This is a genomic window from Mesobacillus foraminis (genome assembly GCF_004340465.1).
GTDB classification, from domain to species: Bacteria; Bacillota; Bacilli; order Bacillales; family Cytobacillaceae; genus Mesobacillus_B; species Mesobacillus_B foraminis.
Genome location: NZ_SLVV01000007.1, coordinates 280,746 through 301,593, shown reverse-complemented (window position 1 = coordinate 301,593; position 20,848 = coordinate 280,746). Strand labels below are relative to the sequence as shown.

Below are 20,848 nucleotides of genomic sequence, written 5' to 3'. Positions count from 1 at the left end.
TGCCACCCTAATTGAAGGCGAAAAGCCTTCCACTTAAACAGTTAACGCCTGCAACGTCCTTTCCTAATAAAGCTTTTGCAAAGCCACTTTCAGAAAGGAGCCTACGGAGTGTTCATTCATCAAGTCATCATGCGGAAAAGCTTTCAGCCCAGGACCTTTCCTCTCTTTTCATGTGGATCTTAACTACTGTTCTCCATCAACGGCAATTTTATTATATGACATTATATTCATCTTATAATACGGACGAAAAAACTGCTTGTCAAGAACGTTCAAGGTGTTTTTTTAGTTTTTTCACATCACCAAGGCTTAATCCGAACTCTGAAGCAAGTTCAATCATATTTGAACTTTGCTCTTTTTGGATAAAATCATGGAAATCGACGCTGAATATTTGGTTTTCCCCAAGATAAGCCGATCTTCCTTTCTCACTATGCCTCATCATATCACCTACTGTTATGTTAGTCTCCCTATTTTGCCCTTTAAACAAAAAATTATTTCAAATACCAAATGATTAAAATACTTGGATATTTATAATCAAGCAAAAATGGACCGTGATTTTAGCCAGACTTTTCGGTAAAATAAGTACAAAGAAAAATTTAACAAGGGGATGGGGAATCATTGCAGATCAATAAGCTTGCTGTTATTATTTTCTGCCTTCTTCTTTTGGCAGGCACCTCAAAGACTTCAGCACCCGCCAAAGCTTCAGGCGAGCTGCTGACCATTTCAGCAGCAAACGTAAATATCCGGGAAGGCCCCGGACTCAGCTACCCGATACTGGCCATGGTGGACAAGGGTGAACAATACTCAATTGTCAGGCAGGAAGGGGAATGGATATTAATCGGGCTTCACGATGGTAGACAAGGTTGGATAGCAGAATGGTTTACATCCAGGGAAGAAACCGGAACATCCATGACGCCGGCAACCGAGGGTACAGAAGGCAGCTCCAAAGGGACTGTCACAGCTGACAGCCTCAAGATTCGCAATGGTCCAGGGACAAGCTTCCCTTCCATCGGGTCATTGAGCTATGGCCAGACCGTGGAAATATCGGAAAGGAATGGGGACTGGAGAAAAATTCGAACCTCGGAAATTGAAGGGTGGGTTTCCTCGGAATACTTACATAGTGATGAGCCTCAGCAGTCAGGACCAGAGGAGGACCTTAAAAAATCGTTTGCTACCGATCATGTCAATGTCCGAAACAGCCCTTCTTTGAATGGTGAGGTTGTTGGACGTATTGCCAGAGAGGAGCAGGTGTCTGTCATAAGGAAAGAAAGAAATTGGACTGAAATTAGGTACAACGGAATGAACGCCTGGGTCAGCAGCAATTATTTGACCGATACCAAGGAAGCTCCTTCGGTTGAAGGGGAAGCACAAGCTAACGAATCTAGGAGTATGGCTACTGTAACTGCATCAACCCTGTATGTACGGGACCGTGGAGCTCTCGACGGCAAAATCGTCGGCCAGATTGCCCAGGGGCAGGAGTATAAAATTCTCGAAGAGGCAGACAACTGGATTAGAATTGAATATATACCCGGCAAAACCGGCTGGGCGGCAAGCTGGTTTTTTGATAAAAAAGAAGCCTCAGCAGAACCTTCTCAATCAAATGTTAAAAACCAAACTCTCACGATTCTGAGTGACGGCTCCAATATCAGAGAGGACGCCGCTGTAGATTCTCCAGTTGTCCAGAGAGCCAATAAAGGGGATAGATTTGAAATTCAGGGTCTTAAAGGGGACTGGTATCAGGTCAGCCTGGATAACGGCTCATACGGTTACGTAGCCGGATGGATCGTCTCCGTGACTGGCACAGCTGCCCAAATAGAAAAGCCGGGAGCAGGAACACATATAAAAAACAAAACCGTCGTAATCGACCCGGGACACGGCGGCAGGGACAGCGGTACGGTCGGTTTCAGCGGGACACTGGAGAAACAGCTTACCTTAAGAACGGCTAAGCTTTTGTACGATAAACTAAAAGCGTCTGGGACTGATGTTTATATGACTCGGACAACTGATACATATGTAGCTCTTCCTTCAAGAGCAGCACTCTCTCGTTCCCATGATGCGGATGCCTTTATATCATTGCATTATGACAGCATTTTGGACACCAGTGTTAACGGAATGACAAGCTACTATTACCACGAAAAAAATAAAGGTTTATCCGAGGAGCTTCATGCAGCAGTCATCAGCAGAACGTTGCTGAACGACAGGGGTGTCCGCTTTGGGGATTACCATGTACTCCGGGAGAATAGCCACCCAAGTGTCCTTCTTGAACTTGGTTATCTTAGCAATTTAAATGAAGAAATGGTTGTAACCTCCAGCCAGTACCAAGAGGCTGCAGCAAATGGAATATATGAAGGACTGGCCAGGTATTTCAAAAATAATTAATAGTTTGCATGAAGATGCAAAAAAGGGAACCCCTGCGGGTTCCCTTTTTTGTCTATCTCAACCACTGTTTCTGCCCGGAAGGCCAGCTCCTTATTTACTGTCAATAATAAGGGTTACCGGGCCATCATTGATAAGCTGGACGTCCATCATGGCTCCAAAAACTCCCGTTTCTACCTTAAGCCCTTTTTCACGCAAGCATGAATTGAACGCTTCATAAATTTCAACAGCCAGATCCGGCCGGGCTGCTTCCATAAAATTTGGCCTCCTGCCTTTCCGGCAGTCTCCGTATAAGGTAAATTGGGATACGGAAAGCACCTCTCCCCCTGCATCCAGAAGAGAGAAGTTCATTTTCCCTGCTTCATCCTCAAAAACACGTAAATTAGCTACCTTGTCAGCTAAAAAAGCAGCATCCTTTATGGTATCCTCATGAGTGACCCCTACAAGAACCACAAAGCCTTTTACAATGGAGCCCGTCACTTTGTCATTCACTGTAACTTTGGCTTCCTTGCTGCGCTGAACAACAACTCGCATATTAACATACTCCTTATTCCGGGGTCAGGCACCCTTTAATGCTTTAAATTAATTCAACACTCTTCGGACGGAATAGATGTCCGGAATCTGTTTAATCCGGTCAACCACTTTTTGAAGGTGACTGACATTCGTAATGGCGATTGACATATTGATTGTCGCCACTTTATTGCGGTCTGACTTCCCTGATACGGCCGTAATGTTGGTTTTTGTCTCGTTGACAGCCTGCAGCACCTCATTTAAAAGGCCACGCCTGTCATAGCCGCTGATTTCAATATCCACATTGTACTCTTTCCGGTCGTTTAAGGCTGATTCCCATTCAACCGGAATAAGCCTAGCCTGAGCATCATCCTTGTTAATATTGGTGCAATCTGACCGATGAACGGAAACCCCTCGGCCTTTCGTAATGAAACCGACAATATCATCTCCAGGGATTGGGTTGCAGCATCTGGAAAGCCGGATCAGCAGGTTATCAATCCCTGAAACCCTTACACCTGATTCCCGTTTCTTTACAGGTGGCAGAGATTTCAGCTCTGATACGGCGTTTGAAAGATCCTTTTCCTGCTCCATATCTCGCTTCTTGCGCCATTTTTCGGTCAGCCTGTTGGCAACCTGGAGAGCCGTGACTCCGTTGTAGCCTACTGCGGCATACATATCTTCCTCATTGGAAAAATTGAACTTATCCGACACCCTTTTTACATTTTCCGGAGTAAGGATTTCCTTCAGGTCAAAGTCCATGGCCTTGATTTCTTTTTCTACCAATTCCCGGCCCTTATCGACATTCTCATCTTTCCGCTGTTTTTTTAAAGAACTGGCGGATCTTATTTTTGGCCTGAGAGGTTTGGGCAAGCTTGAGCCAATCCTGACTCGGACCGTAGGAATGCTTTGATGTAAGGATTTCAATAATGTCACCGGTCTTGAGCTTATAATCAAGTGTAACCATCTTGCCATTCACTTTTGCCCCAATTGTTTTATTTCCTATCTCTGAGTGAATCCGATAGGCAAAATCAATGGGAACCGAGCCGGAAGGAAGCTCAATGACATCACCTTTTGGGGTAAAAATGAATACCATGTCAGAAAACAAATCAATTTTAAGGGATTCCATGAACTCTTCAGCGTTGGCAGTCTCATTCTGAAACTCGAGTATTTCCCTGAACCAGCTGAGTTTCTTTTCATAGGAAAGACCTTCATCAACCGGTTTACCTTCTTTATAAGCCCAGTGCGCCGCAATACCGAACTCTGCGATTCTGTGCATATCAAAGGTTCGTATCTGTACTTCCAGCGGGTCCCCTTTAGGACCAATGACAGTGGTATGGAGCGACTGGTACATGTTCGGCTTTGGCATTGCAATATAGTCCTTGAATCTTCCGGGCATCGGCTTCCAGCATGTATGAATGATTCCCAGGACTGCATAGCAGTCTTTAATGCTGTTCACTACGATTCTTACAGCCAATAAATCATAAATTTCGTTAAATTGCTTATTCTGCAAAGCCATTTTTCGATAAATTGAATAAATGTGCTTAGGTCTGCCAGAAATTTCAGCTTTAATCGTCACTTCTTTCAGCTGATCCCGGACTTCACCAATCACTTCTTCCAGATATTGCTCCCGCTCTTCCCGCTTCTTCTTCATCAGGTTCACAATACGGTAATACTGCTGCGGATTAAGATACCTTAATGCCGTATCCTCAAGCTCCCACTTGATTTTGGATATCCCGAGCCTGTGTGCCAGCGGAGCGAAGATTTCTAGGGTCTCATTTGAGATCCTGCGCTGTTTCTCCTGGGGAAGATGCTTCAGGGTCCTCATATTATGAAGCCGGTCTGCAAGTTTGATCAAAATGACCCGAATATCCTGGGCCATGGCCACAAACATTTTCCTGTGATTCTCTGCCTGCTGTTCTTCCTGAGATTTATATTTAATTTTCCCGAGCTTGGTCACGCCATCTACAAGCATTGCCACTTCAACATTGAACTCTTCTTTAATATCCTCAAGCGTAACTTCGGTATCCTCAACGACATCATGAAGAAATCCGGCTGCAACTGTTGCAGGGTCCATTTCTAAATCGGCCAAGATTCCCGCAACCTGGATGGGATGGATAATGTAGGGCTCACCCGATTTCCGAAACTGGTCGTGGTGGGAAGCTTTGGCGAAATCGTACGCTTTCTTCACCAATTCTACATGTTCATCATTTAAATAGGTTCTTGTCATTTGGATGACTTGCTCGGCGGTCAACACCTGATCATTCGCCATAGGATCACCTTTTTATCATTATAAAATCTGGAGGGACATTCATATCACTCCAGCAACCATTGAAATACAACAAACTGTCATATAGTCTAAATATCCTAATTTCTGAATGAAAAGGATTGTTATTATTATCAAAGAAAAATTCCAATATGTAAAGAGAAAGGATGATATTTTTCCGCTGAAGATAAAAAAAATGTCGAAAAACCTCTAATTCACACCTAATACAAATGGCACTTCACGCGGAAGTGCCATTAATATTCACCTTAATATTCCATCAATGTCAGGATATCGTATTTTCCAATCTTGCTGCGACCTTCGAGATAAGATAATTCAATCAGGAACGCAATTCCGGCAACAATGCCCCCAAGTTCTTCAACCAGCTTTATGGTAGCCTCAATGGTGCCGCCCGTAGCAAGCAGGTCATCCGTGATGAGCACCCTCTGGCCAGGTTTGATGGCATCCCTATGAATGGTTAAAACGTCTTTCCCATATTCCAGGCCATAGCTCACCTTAACCGTTTCCCTTGGAAGCTTGCCTTCCTTGCGAACTGGAGCAAAGCCCACACCAAGGGAATAAGCAACTGGGCATCCAATGATGAACCCTCTTGCCTCAGGTCCCACTACAAGGTCAATTTCCTTCTCGCGGGCATATTCAACGATTTGGTCTGTTGCATATTTATATGCCTCGCCATTATCCATCAAAGTTGTGATGTCCTTAAATTTTATGCCCGGCTTTGGCCAATCGGGTACGATGGTAACGTATTGTTTTAAATCCATTCTGTAATTGCCTCCTCATTTTGCACCGACCCTTGAATGACTTGGTCGAACCAGCTCTTCAACTGCTCAAACGATGAATAAAGCAAATCATTTTCAAGAGTAAATGTAGCTTGTTTTTTCTGATAGGTTTTAGATTCCGATAAATCCCGTTTTGGGACGCTCTTCTCTAAGGAAATAATTCCATTGTTTATTTTAACAAAATCGAGGTCAAAAAACACCTGTGACATAAATTCTATGGTTTCTTTTGACCAGCCTCTGTATTTTGCCAGTTCCTCACCATGCCTTTTAAGGTCAAACGGCGCTTTTTTCGCCAGAAAAGCATAGAACCACTTAAAATGCTCTCTTGTCGGCATTGTGCTAAAGAAGTCACTGTCTTCTTTATGAAAATGCACATAAACCCGAGCCGGTTTCTTTCCGGAAATAAGCTTTTCGAGCATTCCTCCCGAAGCTGGCAAATCAAGAAGGACAATATTCGTAGAATCGATTTCTGTATTGATTGCTTCCTCCAATGAACGGATCTTCACAAGGCTTTTTTGGGCAAAAGGCAAAAATCTTTCCTCTTTTCCCTCGTCAAACAAAATCCACTTTGTGCCATCTTCCGGAACCATTTCCTTAAGCTTTTCTGTTCTCCTCAGGCCTCTGATATCAAAGAGCTGCCAGGAATTAACGGCTACATCCTGCAGGAAAATTTGAGGCTTCCTGATGTTGTTCCATTCATTAATCGACAGCTCCCCAATGACTGACAAGGAAGAAATAGGCGAGATATGTTCATGAAGGTCACCTAGACCAAATCCAATCCCATCCAGTGACGCCCCGTCATTTCCCAGTGTAATCTTTAAATGCGCATTATTGCCTCCGATTCTTCTCATCGAGGATATACTGGCATCTTTAATCATCACTCTTGGTTTAGGGTTATCCACACCATAAGGCGAAAGCTGCCCCATCTCCTTTAGAAAATCAAGGGTAATGTCCTTTATGTCTGCCTCAAGGTCAACCTGTGTCACAGGGGTAAGGTCCGATTCAGTCAATTGCTCTGAAGCAAGTTTATTCAGCCGCTTTCTTAGCTCAACGACATCCTCCAGCTTCAGGGTCATCCCGGCTGCCATGGGATGGCCCCCGAAATGAGGGAGAATGTCACGGGAAGCAGAAAGATTCTTGAATAAATCAAAGCCTGCAATACTTCTTGCAGATCCTTTTGCAACGCCCTTCTCTTTGTCAAAGCTCAGTACGATTGTCGGCCTGTAATATTTCTCTACAAGGCGGGAGGCCACAATCCCTATTACACCTGGGTTCCAGTCTTCCTTCCCAATGACGAGGACATGGTTGTCCTCCACAGGGAAGTTCGTTTCAACCTCATTGATAGCTTCCTCTGCAATTGAAGCGACAAGGGCCTGGCGCTCCTTATTCAATCCATCAATTTCCGAAGCCAGCATTGCTGCCTCTCCGGGATCCTCCGATAACAAAAGTCGAACAGCAGGGTCCGCGCTGCCAAGGCGGCCAGCGGCATTAATACGGGGACCAATCATAAACCCGACTGTTTCCTCATTGATGGACGCTGATTCCGTTTTGGTCAGCTTAAACAAGGCTCGGAGCCCTAGGTTTTGGGTCTTTCTCAGCTGTTCTATGCCTTTTTTTGCAATTAAACGGTTCTCATTGGTCAGAGAGACCAAATCCGCAATGGTACCAATTGCTGCAATTTCCAATAACTCTTCAGGTGCAGCCCCATAGAGAGCGTGTGCCAGTTTGAATGCCACCCCTACCCCTGCAAGGTCCCTGAATGGATACTTGCTGTCTTCAAGTTTAGGGTGGACGATTGCGTAAGCATTCGGGAGGACTGGCCCCGGTTCATGGTGGTCTGTAATAATCAGGTCCATTCCAAGCTCCCTGGCCACATCGGCCTCATGGAGAGCAGATATCCCAGTATCAACCGTAATGATCAGCGCTGTCCCTTTTTCTGCGGCTTTTCGAAAGGCAGCTTCATTCGGACCATAGCCTTCTGTGAAACGGTTCGGAATATAGTAGTCCACATTGGCTCCTAAATCGAGCAATACCCTCATCATCACTGTTGTGGAACTGACTCCATCCGCATCATAATCACCAAATATCAGGATTGGCTGCTGCTCCTGTACAGCTTTATTGATGCGTTCTACCGCTTTATCCATATCTTTTAACAAGAACGGATCATGAAACTCAATATTGTCATTAAATAGAAAATCCCGTGCATCCTGGACAGTTTCAATACCTCGATTCACGAGCAGGGATGCTGTTAAAGGGGCTATATTTAGTACTTCGGCTAACTCTTTTGCTTTCATTGAGTCAGTTTGTTTAACGTTCCATTTAGTTCTGGATTTTAACATACGTTCACCTCTCAGCTTTTCTATTATACAAGAGCCCTGCCACCTATTCAATCGGCGTGAGTGTTCTAAAGCTTTGTTAATAACACCCAAATAAAGAATCCGCAGGACATTTCCTGCGGATTGATTGATAGTGTGATTTTTTATTTCGTTCATTTTACCTCGCATAGCACTATGTTAAACTTGCGGTTCATCAGAATACTTGCGTTTCTCTTTATAGGTGATTATTTCCCCTTTTTTCTTCAGCTCCCTGTTTTTAAATACATACCAGAGCTGAGCGGCAATAAAGACAGAGGAATATGTCCCGGATATCAAACCTATAAGCAGGGCAAAAGAGAAATTCCAGATCGATTCGCTTCCGAAGGCCAATAGGGCAACTACTGTAATAACAACTGTAAGCACCGTGTTCACGGAACGTCCAAGAGTCTGGCGCAGGCTCCTGTTCACCACATCGGCAATATCCTGGGAGGTTTTAAGCTTCCTCTTTTTCTGGAGGTTTTCCCTCATTCTGTCAAAAGTAACGATTGTATCGTTGATGGAGTATCCGACAATAGTCAAAATTGCAGCAATGAAGGTAAGATCCACTTCAAGCCTTAGCAAGCTGAATACCGCAATGATAAAGAACGCGTCATGCATCAAGGAAACGATTGCCGCAATGGCCATATGGATCTCAAAACGGACCGTCACGTAAATGATAATACCAACAGAAGCAATCAACAGGGCAAAAAAGGCATTTTTGGCGAGTTCTTTGCCAATCGTCGGTGAAACAGTGCTGACATTCGGCTCGGTCCCAAATTGATCCTTCAGATCGGCTTTCAATGAGGCAATCTCTTCTTTAGACAGGACCCCTTTGTAGCGGGCAACTCCGATTTCATCATTGTTCCCCGAGATGACAACATCTTCTGTTTCGATGCCGGCACCCTTCAGCTCTGCAGTAAATTCCTGTGCAGTCAAGCTTTTTTCAGATAGTACTTCAATCCTGGTTCCACTGGCAAAATCGATTCCAAGATTTAGGCGGAACACCGCAAGTATTATAAGGCCCGCTGCCAACAGTACTCCTGAGGCCATAAAGAATCTGTTTCGATGCCGGATAAAATCAAAGCGATCGAACCTCGTTTTCAGATCAAGTGTATCCACATTTTCAGACAGGCTGTGGACTTCGCTCTTTTTGACTCCGAACCAGCCCGGCTTGTCCTTAAACAGGCCGCTGTTGACCCATAGACTCAGGAAGACCCTGGCACCGAACACTGCAGTAATGAAGCTTACCAGTATACTGAGGATAAGCATGGTGGCAAAACCTTTTACGGAGCTCGTCCCATAAAAGAACAGGACCCCTGCTGCAATTAACGTTGTCAGGTTGGCATCCAGGATCGTCGAAAGCGAATTCTTGCTTCCTGCCGCAAATGCAGCCTTGATATTCCGGCCGACCTTCAGCTCTTCCTTAATCCGTTCATAAGTAATGATATTGGCATCAACAGCCATCCCAACACCAAGAATTAAAGCGGCAATGCCTGGAAGCGTGAGGACTCCATTCATCCAATCAAAGACCAGAAGGATTAAATAGACATAAACGGAAAGTGTGACTACAGCAATCATCCCGGGAAGCCTGTAATAGGCCAGCATAAACACAAAGATGGCCAATATGCCAATGATCCCGGCAAGAATTGTCTTATCAAGTGCCTGGGCACCAAACTTTGCTCCAACGGAAGTGGAGTATTGTTCTTCAAGCTGGACTGGCAGGGCACCAGCATTCAACAGGTTCGAAAGCTGGGTTGCTTCTTCAATAGTGAAATTACCGGTAATCTGAACTGTTTTTTGAGATAAGACCTGCGTGACATTTGGTGCAGAGATGAATTTAGGTTCTTCCTTTAATCTTTCTTCCTTATAGGAATCTTTTCCTTCTTCAAAATCAAGCCATATGACCAGCTGGTTATCAGGAGCATTTCCGATGATTTCCTTGGTCACGTCTCCAAACTTTCTCCCGTCCTTCAAGGTAATGGAAACACTCGGCTTGTTATTTTCGTCAAAGCTCTGCTTTGCCCCATTCTCGGCCAAATCGGTTCCATCCAGCATTAATTTGTCATTGGCATCCCGAAAGCTTAAGTTGGCCTGGGTAGACAGCATTTCGCGTGCTTCGGCCTGGTCCGTAACTCCAGCTAACTGGACACGGATGCGGTCCTCACCCTCAATTTGAATATTTGGCTCACTGACCCCAAGGGCATTTACGCGCCGGTCAAGTGCTTCCGCCGTACTGACCAATGTATCCCTGTCGATCACCTGGCCATCTTTCGCCGGTTTCACCTCATAAAGGACTTCAAATCCACCCTGAAGGTCCAGTCCGAGTTTAATATTCCCCAAGATGTTCTGGGTTGTTAACCCCATGGCGCTCCCGATAAGCAAAACTATCAGAAAGAACGCAATGATGCGACTCCTCTTAACCATTATGTATAAGTCCTCCTTAATCTAGAAACAAAAAAGAATTACCTTTTGCTCGAATCAAATCAATAAAATAAGAAACATTTCAATAACTTTTTTCATTATGAATCAGTTTAAAAATACTGTCAATTTATACATGAAGATTTAAAAAACGTTACATTTTTACTGGATTATTTTAACAGCTCCCTCCGCTCTTTCTCGTCATCTAATGAGAGACTGCCAATTTTGAAAGCCTCGATTGTTACAAAGTTCATGTATTCTCCAGGCTGGACCGAGAGGATATCGGCAACAATTTCATATAGCCGAATATCATCCTTGGTTTTTTTCCATTTTTTGCGGGTTAGGAAATTCCAGATTTCCTGCTCAGTAACCCCTTCATATCCGAGCATGGCCAATTCTTCCTGCTTGCTTTTTAATGCTGGCTGGACATCTTTCTGGAATGCCTCATACTTATGCACGAAGTCCATGCATTCCGCCTCCTTGGCTTTCTATGTATTTAAAAATCTTTATTCCTGTCATGCTTTGTCCATTCCCTTGCATATAGATTATTGTATCTGAAATTAGCATTTTTGAGAAGGCAGGGAGCAGGATGTCAAAGTTCATAAAAGGAACCCTGATACTGCTTGTGGCAGGACTTGTCACAAGGATATTGGGTTTCATTAATCGGATAGTGATTGCCCGCTTTATCGGGGAAGAAGGCGTTGGCCTCTATATGATGGCCTTTCCCACTTTTATACTTGTCGTTACCATTACCCAGCTGGGGCTGCCTGTCGCAATCTCGAAATACGTTGCAGAAGCTGCCGCAAAAGGGGATTATGGAAAAATCAAAAAAATATTAGCTGTATCTCTGGCTACCACCATTTCCCTGTCATTGATTTTTACACCTGCATTATTTTTAATGGCACCCTATTTGTCCGAGACTTTATTCACCGACCCTAGAACTCGTCTTCCTTTACTGGCCATTGCCCCAATTGTTCCAATTGTTGCGGTATCATCGGTTATTAGAGGTTACTTTCAGGGAAGGCAGAATATGAAGCCCGGTGCTGTTTCCCAAGTGATTGAACAGCTGATCCGCATTACCTTGATTGCGGTCCTGACAAAAAGCTTCCTGCCCTATGGAATCGAGTATGCCGCTGCCGGGGCAATGATCTCTGCTGTCATCGGAGAGCTGGCCTCCCTTGCTTATTTAATCACTGCCTTTAAAGTAAAAAAGAAATTCCCAATGCGCCAGAATTTTTTTCAATTTGTTCAGTCCGGAAGGTCCACATTTAACGAACTGATGAGGATAGCCCTCCCTACTACGGGCAGCAGGATGATCGGTTCAATTTCGTGGTTTTTTGAGCCCATAGTTGTGGCACACAGCCTCGCACTGGCGGGTGTTGCTGCCGGTGTAGCTACGAAGCAGTACGGAGCGTTAACAGGTTTCGCCCTTCCTCTCCTGATGCTCCCTTCCTTCATTACCTTTTCGCTGTCTACCTCGCTTGTACCGGCAATCAGTGAAGCGAACTCTAAGAAAAATTTTAAGTCCATTGAACATCTGCTTCAGCAGTCCCTAAGATTCTCTCTGCTGACAGGAGGTCTCGCTGTCATTGTTCTTTATGTCCTCGCAGAGCCTCTGATGCTGGTTATGTATGGGACAGACAGTGGCACCCAATTTATCAAGCTGATGGCGCCATTCTTCATTTTTTATTATTTCCAGGGACCCCTGCAGGCTACCCTGCAGGCCCTGGATTTGGCAAGGGCAGCAATGATCAACAGCCTTGTCGGAAATATCGCTAAAACGGCTGTCATATTCCTGCTTGCCAGCCAGCCGGCTTTTGGGATAAATGGGGCAGCATTGGGGCTGACATTAGGTTTTGTCCTGGTTACTGTCCTTCATTTTGCTACTGTTTTAAAGGCGGTCTCCTTTACTTTTCACATGCGGGAATATATTAAGACCTTTGCCATTATAGCTGCAACCATGTGGCTCGGCTTCCAGATCTGGAACGGGATTGGGACGGGATTGGCGTTATCTGTGAGGGTTCTGTGCTCGGCATTTGCCATCACAGTGGTTTACTGTATGCTGGTATTGCTGTCAGGCCTGGTGAAGAAAGAAGAAATTGAGAGACTCCCCGGGATTGGCAAACCTCTTTCTATCCTGACGTTCAGCTGGAATAAACGATGAAATGACCAAACACGCCGGAATCAGGCGTGTTTGATTTACATCTCATCCTTCATATCAATGAACAGCTTCTTTTTATCATAATTGCAAAAGGAGATTTGCCTGATATCCCTATATCCCCTTGCATGCAATTCCTGCCGGAGCCAAAGGTTCGTTTTTTTAATCTTCGCCAGATTTTCTTCCTGAATCACTCCATCGATGATAAGCGGTAATGTAATATCACTGCTTTCACCTTTTTTAAAAACCGATAGTTTTCCTGAAGGTTCCAGGATGGCGTATTTTACGTCTGCTATATTGATGATTCCTTCCTCTCTCAGCTGAAGCAGCAGGTCATCGAAATTATACCGTTGCTTTCTCATTTCGTATTCATCAATTCTCCCCTTGTTGATGATGATACTAGGCTGTCCATCCATCATATCACGAAAGCGCTTGCTTTTTAAAGAAACAAATGCAAGCAGGATTTGAATCGCAACAAGCAGCAGCATGGGAAGCAAAGAATGAAAGAGTGGCTCCTGGGTATTATCAATCGCCATGGCTGCCATTTCGGCAATCATAATAAAAACTACGAGATCCAGCAGGCTGAGTTCTCCTATCTCTCTTTTGCCCATCAAACGAAAAATAACCAATATGAGGATATAGAGCAGCAATGTCCTGAAGATAATCTCTGCATACGGTCCGATATTTGCCCCTCCCCCCTGCACTCTCTTTTGGTAAATAGCTTTCTGCACCTGACAGTAAAAAATAACTTTTAGGTCCAACTAAATAATCACTTAAAAATCTCATTCTAATTTATTTTTCCGGGAATATGCTTGTACTATACGGCTCCATTATTTTAAGAACGCTTAAACAAGGGGGAAAAGTATGGAATCGCGAAACCTGGGAATTGCTGTACTGTACGGTGTGATTACCATTTTTGTTTTTGCAACAATCAGCAGCTTTATTTTTGCCTTTTTATTAAGATTTACTTCGGTTTCAGAATCCTCTTTGCAGTACATCATTACAACCGTATCATTTATTTCTTTATTTGCTGGAGGTTTTATCACTGGCGGCAAGGGGAAGAATAAGGGGTGGCTGATTGGAGCTGCAACAGGATGCATCTACTCTTCCATCATTTTCTTATTCCAGTACCTTGGCCATGATAGCCTGCTGAACACAGAACAGATCATTTACCAGGTGTGCTATATCATTACAGCGATGATGGGAGGCATATTAGGTGTCAACATGTCTGGATCAAGGGAATAAAAAAGCAGGTGCTGTTCGCACCTGCTTTTTTGCCTATTCCTTGATGACATCGCGGATTGCACCACGGTCATATGTAAGACGGCTGCCATCACCGCACTTGATTACTACTGTACCTTCATCAAGTGAGTCAACGAATCCATGAAGGCCGCCGATGGTTACCACTCGATCTCCTTTTTTCAGATCGCTCTGCATTTGCTGCACTGCCTTTTGCTTTTTTTGCTGCGGTCGGATCAGCAAAAAGTAGAAAAGTACAAACATCAACAACAGCGGGAACACTGTACCTATTAGTCCTTCCATTCTTTTCCCTCCTTTCAAAATGATCAAGCAAGCCATTAATCAGAAATTTTTTGCATCAGGTTTATTAAAGCCATATCGCTCAAAAAACTCTTCTCTGAAATCGCCTAAACGATCTTCCATAATTGCTTGTCTGACCTGCTCCATTAATTTTACCAGAAAGTATAGATTATGGTAAGTTGTAAGTCTAATCCCAAATGTTTCATCACATTTAATTAAATGGCGGATATACGCCCTTGAATAGTTTCGGCAGGTATAGCAGTCACAATGCTCATCGATTGGGCCAAAATCCCGTGCGTACTGGGCATTTTTCACTACCAGGCGCCCGCTGCTCGTCATCAGGGTTCCATTCCGGGCAATTCGTGTAGGCAGGACACAGTCAAACATGTCAATTCCTCGTATTGCTCCGTCAATCAGCGAGTCCGGCGAACCAACTCCCATTAAATAGCGCGGCTTGTTGGCCGGCAGTAAAGGAGTTGTAAATTCAAGGACCCTGTTCATGACATCTTTTGGCTCGCCCACAGATAATCCCCCAACTGCATAGCCTGGAAAATCAAGAGATACTAGATCCTTGGCACTTTGTTTTCGCAATTCTTCGTATTCCCCGCCCTGGACAATTCCAAACAGTCCCTGGTCATTTGGGCGGTTGTGTGCGGCAAGGCAGCGCTCTGCCCAACGAGAAGTCCTTTCTACCGAGGATTTCATATATTCAAAAGAAGCTGGGTATGGAGGACATTCATCAAAGGCCATCATAATGTCAGAACCGAGTGCATTCTGAATGTCCATTGCTTTTTCCGGAGAAAGGAATAGCTTGTCTCCATTCAAGTGATTCCGGAAATGGACCCCCTCTTCCTCAATCTTTCTGAATTCACTTAAACTGAATACTTGAAAACCGCCGGAATCAGTAAGGATTGCCCGGTCCCAGTTCATAAATTTATGGAGGCCGCCAGCTTCCCTGACAATCTCATGACCAGGCCTCAGCCAAAGGTGATACGTGTTGCTTAATATGATACCGGCTCCCATTTCCTTTAATTCTTCAGGGGACATTGTTTTAACAGTGGCAAGCGTTCCAACCGGCATAAATACAGGTGTTTCGAACGACCCGTGAGGTGTATGAACACGCCCTAGCCTGGCCCCTGTCTGCTTGCATGTCTTGATTAATTCGTAACGGATTGCAGACAATTTCGTATGCTCCTTCCAATTTAGGTCTAACTTGTTGCTGTTTCAGCCATAGCCAGCTACTGCAAGTCATGGCTTCGCATGGCTATAAAATCAGCATCGCATCGCCAAAGCTAAAAAAGCGATACCGATCCTTGACAGCCAGATTATATGCATGAAGAACATTTTCCCGCCCTGCCAGTGCACTGACAAGCATAATCAGGGTAGATTTCGGCAGATGAAAGTTCGTAATCATGCCGTCGATCCCTTTGAATTCGTAGCCTGGAAAAATAAAGATATCAGTCCAGCCGCTTGCCCCAATAAACTTCCCATCATTTGCTGAAGCAATGGTTTCGAGCGTTCTGGTTGATGTTGTTCCAACTGTAACAATCCGCCCGCCTTTTTCACGGACCTCATTAAGCAGTCGCGCTGTTCCCTCTGAAACCTGGTAGAATTCTGCATGCATTTCATGCTCATCAACGGATTCTGCACTGACAGGACGAAAAGTACCCAGTCCAACATGAAGAGTAATGAAGGTAATAAGCACACCCATTTCTTTTAACTCCTCAAGCAGTGCCTCTGTGAAATGAAGTCCTGCCGTAGGTGCCGCAGCAGATCCTCGCTCTTTGGCAAAGACAGTCTGATAGCGTTCCTTATCATCGAGCTGTTCCTTAATATAAGGCGGAAGCGGCATTTCTCCCAGCTCCTCGAGCACCTCATAAAAAATTCCTTTATATGAAAACTCCAATTCCCGTCCGCCATGATCCGATGTACCGGTGCAGACTGCGGATAGCAAGCCGTCGCCAAAAACAAGCTTTGTGCCTTCCTTAACCCGCTTAGCTGGTTTTACTAGAGTTTCCCATCTATCACCTTCAAGCTGCTTCAGGAGAAGGACTTCAATTTTTGCTCCAGTGTCCTCCTTCATGCCAAACAGCCTGGCAGGAAGGACCCTTGTATCATTCAGGACGAGGCAATCCCCCGGGCGAAGATATTCTTTAATATTTTTAAATGTGCTATGCTGCACCTCGCCAGTTTGCTTGTCAAGCACCATCAATCTGCTTTTTGCCCTTTCCATAAGAGGAACCTGGGCTATCAGCTCTTCTGGCAGATGAAAATCAAATAAATCTACTTTCATGTTGTAGTCACCTTTTGTTTATTTTTTATCGAAAACGTCCGAGAAAATAAAATATTGCGGAGAGGAGGATACTGACAACGATCGACGTAACAATAGGAAAATAAAAGGTTGTATTTCCTTTTTTAACGACAATATCTCCTGGGAGCTTCCCCAGATTTAAAAATTGCATCAGGAACCCTGCAATAAAAATGACAGCTCCCAATACCATCAGCAGCTTCGCCATCCCTGTCATTCAGCAGGCACCTCCATATGAAAATGTTGGTAAACAGCAGGCGTGGCAATCCTTCCTCTCGGTGTTCTTTGAAGGAATCCTATCTGGAGAAGGTAGGGCTCATAGACATCTTCAATCGTATGAGCCTCTTCCCCGATTGTAGCCGCTATGGTTTCAAGGCCCACAGGCCCGCCGCGAAATTTTTCAATGATCCCTTTTAGCAATTTGTGATCAATATGATCCAGTCCTAACCGGTCTACCTGCATCAGCTCAAGGGCTTCGCTTGCAAGACTTTCCTGGATGGAACCGTTGCCTCGTACCTGAGCGAAATCCCTTACTCTCTTCAAAAGACGATTGGCAATCCTTGGAGTGCCCCTTGATCTGCGGGCTATTTCCACCGCAGCATTGTAATCAATTTCAGTTTCAAGAAGCTCCGCTGTCCTCACGACGATTTCTTTCAGATCTTTCTCCTTATAATATTCCAGCCTGCTCAGCACTCCGAAACGGTCTCTTAGCGGGGCTGAAAGTGAGCCCGCTCTGGTCGTAGCACCGACAAGGGTAAAAGGAGGCAGATCCAGCCTGACTGAACGGGCAGTTGGACCTTTGCCAATAACAATATCAAGACAAAAATCTTCCATTGCCGGATACAGAACTTCCTCAATCGCTCGAGGAAGCCGATGAATCTCATCGATGAACAATACATCGCCAGGTTCCAGGGCTGTAAGGATTGCCGCTAGATCCCCCGGGCGTTCAATTGCAGGTCCGGAAGTGGTGCGTAGGTGTACACCCATTTCATTTGAAATGATCGCCGCGAGCGTGGTTTTCCCTAAACCCGGGGGACCATAGAGCAGAACATGATCCAGAGTTTCTTGCCGTAATTTAGCCGCTTCAATAAATACAGCAAGGTTTTCCTTCACTTTGTCTTGTCCAATATACTGGTTTAGTGTCTGGGGACGCAAGCTTTGCTCGAAAGATAGTTCCTGATCGCCTGCTTCCTGGGAGATGATTCGTTCTTCCATACTTTCATCATCCTTTAACTTTATCATATGTCATTTGTCTGATTTTTTACGGCTATGTTTATCGTAAAAGCTTTTGTAAAGCTTTTTTAATGTACTGATCCGTATTAAGCTTCTCCTTTTTAAGTTCAGGGGTAACTTTCTGGACTTCCTTTTCAGAGTAACCCAAAGCCTTCAACGCCAATAAAGCCTCATCAAGCTCATAGGAGAAGCCTGGTTCTTCTTCGTTGAAAAGATTTGGAAAGTAGTCTGGCACAATACTTTGAAGCTTTCCCTTAAGGTCCAGGATCATCTGCCTCGCTGTCTTCTTTCCTACTCCCGGGAACTTGATCAAGAAGGCCTCATCTTCGTCTTCAATCGCCCTCACCACTTGCTGAGGTTCACCCGATGCAAGGATAGCCAGGGCTCCTTTGGGTCCGATGCCAGTCACATTAAGAAGCCTGGTAAAGAGAGCCTTCTCTTCCCTGCTTTGAAATCCATATAAAGCAATCAGATCCTCACGGACATAATGATAGGTAAAAACTTGAACCTCGGTTCCATTATCCTTTGAAAAAGAAAATGGATTTGGAGTATGGATCTGATACCCGATCCCCCCATTGTCCACTACTATATATTCGGGACCGATGAAGTCGACCCTGCCTTTAACGTACTCAAACAATATCTTTCGCTCCTCTTTTTTGCTGTACCCCATTTTATCACACTATTTTCTTGGGAACGAAGAAAAATGTTCTTTTCCGAAAAAAATACGAACGTATAATCGTAATGAACAAAAAGAAGAGCCGCTGAATCGGCCCTGTTCATTAATTTTTATACCTTTCATCCTTATTGTATGGCTTGAAAGTTTCAAGTACTTTTTCATACTCTGCTTTTGTCTTGATTGGAATCCCATTTTGCAGCTGCTGGCGTTTCCTGCTTTCCAGTTTCCCTACATCTATTTGAAAAAATGATTGAATGATATTGGATTGGTCCGGACGCCCATTAAAAATAGTCAGGACACCATCCTCGGATAATCCAAAGTAACCGTTTGCTTTTAACAGAGGAGAGATATCGTCCACCAGCTGTTTAAAAACAACAATATCCTCATCCATTCTGACTAGCTCCCAGCCAGCATACTCACTCCAAAAATCCTCCATGGACCATATGGTTTCTGTAAGCTCTTCCTCACTCATCTCGCCATCTAGGTAAAACCTCTCCAGAATGACCGTTAACTCCAACGGGTTCCCCTCGTCTTCAATTGATAACTCGGGCCGTTCCACAGATATCATACCATCATTGCCGTTGAGGTCTGCTAAGCCGATTATACTTGATAGAACGCTAAGCGTCATGACAATAGACATGAATCCCATTGCCGGTCACCTCACTTTTATTTATTCATTAATAGTTTGACCAAATTTTTTCTTTTTATAAAAGAAAGGACCTTTCCAGGAAAGTTCTGGCCCCCCGCCTGCAATCTGTCCATCAACAAGTATGCTTAATAGGAAAGTTCGCGTCATGTCTAAATATGTAAAAAAGGAGTCCCAAACAATCTTAAGGCACTCCGATTTGTTACGGTTCTAAAATGTCTATTAACTTGTTCACAAATAACTTTCTCTCCTGAAATTGATGAACTGTCATATTGATAAGCTGTGTTGTCCGTTTAGGATTATAATAAGCCTTTGCCCTGATGTTACGATTCCATTCCCGAAAGATATCCGATGGGTAAATTAAGCCATACAAGAATGATGGATCCGTAAGGTAATCTCCCATAATCTTCATTTTTTCCAAGGAATCAAATGACCAGCCTGTAAAAGGCAGAATCCGATTCGCATATTGAAGCAGATCATTTTTCACCGGCCCAATGGCAATTAAATCAAAATCAATTATATACAGCTGGCCTGTTTTTGCTCTGATATAGTTATGGTGGGCGACATCCCCATGAAGGATCACTTGATGTTCCCTTTTTTGACGATTAGTAGATTGGGTCATTCCTTTTAATGAAATTTTAGCCCATTCTAAAATTTCTTCAGTTACACTTTTTGGTATAAAATAATGCAGGATCGAAATATTCTTTTGAAATTGCTCTGCTCGGACCTCCCATTTCCTCCTTAGATCCTGCTTGAAAAGGATTGACTCGAATTCCGGAACCAATTTTTCTGTAGCTTTGTGAAAGCTGGCTAATAATTCAACTCCTTCTTCCCGCTCTCGGTCGGAAAGGTAGGAAAATGACTGTAAATCAGGCTGAATATATTCCATAAAACCTAAAAATCTATTTTCAAAACACAAAGGAAAATCACCGAATTTCAAGAATGAGCAGGTTTGTTCAAAGCCTTCCTTTTTAATTGAAGACGTAAAGTCTTGCTGCAATTTCAGTTCCTCATAAGTAGGAAAGGCTTTTAGAATACATTTCAGCTGTTTGTTTTCCACCAAATAAACATGACTTCTAATCTCTGTAATTTGATCAATTTCCATAGGAAGGCGGCTTTTTAAATAGGAGAAGAGACGATTAAAATATAAATCGTCCCTTCCTGGGTGAAAATTAATATTCATTGCTTTCTTCATCGTCAAACCGTGGCATTCCGTAATTCCAGTCAGGCATTTGACCAGTTGTATTTCCATCTTGCTGATTGAATCCTCCCTGTGGATTTAATCCGCCCTGTTGGCCAAATCCTCCCTGCGGATTGAATTCACCCTGTTGACCGAATCCTCCTTGCGGATCGAATCCGTCCTGTTGACCGAATCCTCCTTGTGGATCGAATCCGCCCTGTTGACCGAATCCTCCTTGCGGATTGAATCCGCCCTGTTGACCGAATCCTCCTTGCGGATCGAATCCGCCCTGTTGACCGAATCCTCCTTGTGGATCGAATCCACCCTGCTGACCGAATCCTCCCTGTTGGCCGAATCCTCCTTGTGGATCGAATCCTCCCTGTTGGCCGACGC

General features: G+C 44.2%; 18 protein-coding genes, 2 pseudogenes and 1 other annotated feature (1 of these 21 running past the window's edge). Of the genes and pseudogenes, 3 read left to right on the top strand and 17 right to left on the bottom strand.

Annotated features, from left to right (window positions below; all coding sequences use genetic code 11):
* Nucleotides 1–209 (bottom strand) — a binding site (T-box leader) (it extends 30 nt beyond the left edge of the window).
* Between the two features lie 50 nt (nucleotides 210–259).
* On the bottom strand, nucleotides 260–439 hold the full coding sequence (locus EV146_RS14640; protein ID WP_132007511.1) for a hypothetical protein: 180 nt from the start codon (nucleotides 437–439) through the stop codon (nucleotides 260–262).
* Nucleotides 440–615: 176 nt separating this feature from the next.
* On the opposite strand from EV146_RS14640, the gene EV146_RS14635 reads away from it, so the two are divergent.
* A complete protein-coding gene (locus EV146_RS14635; RefSeq protein WP_132007508.1) occupies nucleotides 616–2,376 on the top strand; it encodes an N-acetylmuramoyl-L-alanine amidase family protein in 1,761 nt (586 codons plus the stop codon).
* Between the two features lie 90 nt (nucleotides 2,377–2,466).
* On the opposite strand, the gene dtd is transcribed toward EV146_RS14635, so the two are convergent.
* The 6 genes and pseudogenes from dtd to EV146_RS14605 all read right to left on the bottom strand — a co-directional run bounded on the left by dtd (nucleotide 2,467) and on the right by EV146_RS14605 (nucleotide 11,182).
* Entirely contained in the window at nucleotides 2,467–2,907 is a 441-nt protein-coding gene (gene dtd, locus EV146_RS14630; protein ID WP_132007505.1) for a D-aminoacyl-tRNA deacylase, read from the bottom strand.
* Between the two features lie 48 nt (nucleotides 2,908–2,955).
* Nucleotides 2,956–5,152 (bottom strand): annotated as a pseudogene (locus tag EV146_RS14625) (RelA/SpoT family protein).
* Nucleotides 5,153–5,412: 260 nt separating this feature from the next.
* Nucleotides 5,413–5,925 carry an adenine phosphoribosyltransferase gene (locus tag EV146_RS14620; RefSeq protein WP_132007502.1) on the bottom strand — a complete coding sequence of 171 codons (513 nt, stop codon included), beginning with the start codon at nucleotides 5,923–5,925 and terminating at the stop codon, nucleotides 5,413–5,415.
* Nucleotides 5,916–8,282, bottom strand: coding sequence for a single-stranded-DNA-specific exonuclease RecJ (recJ, locus tag EV146_RS14615; protein WP_132007499.1), 2,367 nt, complete (start codon nucleotides 8,280–8,282; stop codon nucleotides 5,916–5,918). The genes EV146_RS14620 and recJ overlap by 10 nt, the downstream gene beginning before the upstream one ends.
* A gap of 174 nt (nucleotides 8,283–8,456) precedes the next feature.
* Nucleotides 8,457–10,721, bottom strand: a complete 2,265-nt coding sequence (gene secDF, locus EV146_RS14610; protein ID WP_132007496.1) for a protein translocase subunit SecDF — start codon at nucleotides 10,719–10,721, stop codon at nucleotides 8,457–8,459.
* 164 nt (nucleotides 10,722–10,885) lie between these two features.
* On the bottom strand, nucleotides 10,886–11,182 hold the full coding sequence (locus EV146_RS14605; protein ID WP_132007493.1) for a post-transcriptional regulator: 297 nt from the start codon (nucleotides 11,180–11,182) through the stop codon (nucleotides 10,886–10,888).
* 122 nt (nucleotides 11,183–11,304) lie between these two features.
* Here EV146_RS14605 and spoVB point away from each other — a divergent pair, with 122 nt between their 5' ends.
* Nucleotides 11,305–12,879, top strand: a complete 1,575-nt coding sequence (gene spoVB, locus EV146_RS14600) for a stage V sporulation protein B (RefSeq protein WP_132007490.1) — start codon at nucleotides 11,305–11,307, stop codon at nucleotides 12,877–12,879.
* Nucleotides 12,880–12,914: 35 nt separating this feature from the next.
* Here spoVB and EV146_RS14595 read toward each other — a convergent pair whose 3' ends face one another.
* Nucleotides 12,915–13,556, bottom strand: a complete 642-nt coding sequence (locus tag EV146_RS14595; protein WP_241993924.1) for a DUF421 domain-containing protein — start codon at nucleotides 13,554–13,556, stop codon at nucleotides 12,915–12,917.
* Nucleotides 13,557–13,737: 181 nt separating this feature from the next.
* Between EV146_RS14595 and EV146_RS14590 the strand changes: the two genes are divergently transcribed.
* Nucleotides 13,738–14,118, top strand: coding sequence for a TIGR04086 family membrane protein (locus EV146_RS14590; protein WP_132007487.1), 381 nt, complete (start codon nucleotides 13,738–13,740; stop codon nucleotides 14,116–14,118).
* 33 nt (nucleotides 14,119–14,151) lie between these two features.
* On the opposite strand, the gene yajC is transcribed toward EV146_RS14590, so the two are convergent.
* From yajC to EV146_RS27595, 9 genes and pseudogenes are all read right to left on the bottom strand, one after another.
* Entirely contained in the window at nucleotides 14,152–14,415 is a 264-nt protein-coding gene (gene yajC, locus EV146_RS14585; protein WP_121611573.1) for a preprotein translocase subunit YajC, read from the bottom strand.
* Nucleotides 14,416–14,454: 39 nt separating this feature from the next.
* Entirely contained in the window at nucleotides 14,455–15,594 is a 1,140-nt protein-coding gene (gene tgt / locus EV146_RS14580) for a tRNA guanosine(34) transglycosylase Tgt (protein ID WP_121611572.1), read from the bottom strand.
* A gap of 82 nt (nucleotides 15,595–15,676) precedes the next feature.
* Nucleotides 15,677–16,705: a tRNA preQ1(34) S-adenosylmethionine ribosyltransferase-isomerase QueA gene (queA, locus tag EV146_RS14575; RefSeq protein WP_121611571.1), complete on the bottom strand. Its 1,029-nt coding sequence runs from the start codon at nucleotides 16,703–16,705 to the stop codon at nucleotides 15,677–15,679.
* A gap of 25 nt (nucleotides 16,706–16,730) precedes the next feature.
* Nucleotides 16,731–16,937, bottom strand: coding sequence for a DUF2905 domain-containing protein (locus EV146_RS14570; RefSeq protein ID WP_121611570.1), 207 nt, complete (start codon nucleotides 16,935–16,937; stop codon nucleotides 16,731–16,733).
* Nucleotides 16,934–17,935, bottom strand: a complete 1,002-nt coding sequence (gene ruvB / locus EV146_RS14565; protein ID WP_132007484.1) for a Holliday junction branch migration DNA helicase RuvB — start codon at nucleotides 17,933–17,935, stop codon at nucleotides 16,934–16,936. The genes EV146_RS14570 and ruvB overlap by 4 nt, the downstream gene beginning before the upstream one ends.
* Before the next feature lie 58 nt (nucleotides 17,936–17,993).
* Complete coding sequence (gene ruvA / locus EV146_RS14560; protein ID WP_132007481.1) at nucleotides 17,994–18,590, bottom strand: Holliday junction branch migration protein RuvA; 597 nt, start codon at nucleotides 18,588–18,590, stop codon at nucleotides 17,994–17,996.
* Between the two features lie 142 nt (nucleotides 18,591–18,732).
* Nucleotides 18,733–19,278 carry an intercompartmental signaling factor BofC gene (locus EV146_RS14555; protein ID WP_132007478.1) on the bottom strand — a complete coding sequence of 182 codons (546 nt, stop codon included), beginning with the start codon at nucleotides 19,276–19,278 and terminating at the stop codon, nucleotides 18,733–18,735.
* Between the two features lie 199 nt (nucleotides 19,279–19,477).
* Nucleotides 19,478–20,527, bottom strand: a complete 1,050-nt coding sequence (locus EV146_RS14550) for a phosphotransferase (protein WP_132007475.1) — start codon at nucleotides 20,525–20,527, stop codon at nucleotides 19,478–19,480.
* A pseudogene (locus EV146_RS27595) lies at nucleotides 20,448–20,848 on the bottom strand (hypothetical protein); the annotation flags it as partial. The pseudogene EV146_RS27595 and the gene EV146_RS14550, both read right to left, overlap by 80 nt.

Coding starts and splice junctions, on each gene's coding strand:
- EV146_RS14555 (WP_132007478.1), bottom strand. CDS start 19,278: ATGGGATTCATGTCTATTGTCATGACGCTTAGCGTTCTATCAAGTATA.
- recJ (WP_132007499.1), bottom strand. CDS start 8,282: ATGTTAAAATCCAGAACTAAATGGAACGTTAAACAAACTGACTCAATG.
- EV146_RS14620 (WP_132007502.1), bottom strand. CDS start 5,925: ATGGATTTAAAACAATACGTTACCATCGTACCCGATTGGCCAAAGCCG.
- EV146_RS14570 (WP_121611570.1), bottom strand. CDS start 16,937: ATGACAGGGATGGCGAAGCTGCTGATGGTATTGGGAGCTGTCATTTTT.
- yajC (WP_121611573.1), bottom strand. CDS start 14,415: ATGGAAGGACTAATAGGTACAGTGTTCCCGCTGTTGTTGATGTTTGTA.
- ruvB (WP_132007484.1), bottom strand. CDS start 17,935: ATGGAAGAACGAATCATCTCCCAGGAAGCAGGCGATCAGGAACTATCT.
- EV146_RS14605 (WP_132007493.1), bottom strand. CDS start 11,182: ATGGACTTCGTGCATAAGTATGAGGCATTCCAGAAAGATGTCCAGCCA.
- queA (WP_121611571.1), bottom strand. CDS start 16,705: ATGAAAGTAGATTTATTTGATTTTCATCTGCCAGAAGAGCTGATAGCC.
- EV146_RS14550 (WP_132007475.1), bottom strand. CDS start 20,527: ATGGAAATACAACTGGTCAAATGCCTGACTGGAATTACGGAATGCCAC.
- secDF (WP_132007496.1), bottom strand. CDS start 10,721: ATGGTTAAGAGGAGTCGCATCATTGCGTTCTTTCTGATAGTTTTGCTT.
- dtd (WP_132007505.1), bottom strand. CDS start 2,907: ATGCGAGTTGTTGTTCAGCGCAGCAAGGAAGCCAAAGTTACAGTGAAT.
- EV146_RS14640 (WP_132007511.1), bottom strand. CDS start 439: ATGATGAGGCATAGTGAGAAAGGAAGATCGGCTTATCTTGGGGAAAAC.
- spoVB (WP_132007490.1), top strand. CDS start 11,305: ATGTCAAAGTTCATAAAAGGAACCCTGATACTGCTTGTGGCAGGACTT.
- EV146_RS14590 (WP_132007487.1), top strand. CDS start 13,738: ATGGAATCGCGAAACCTGGGAATTGCTGTACTGTACGGTGTGATTACC.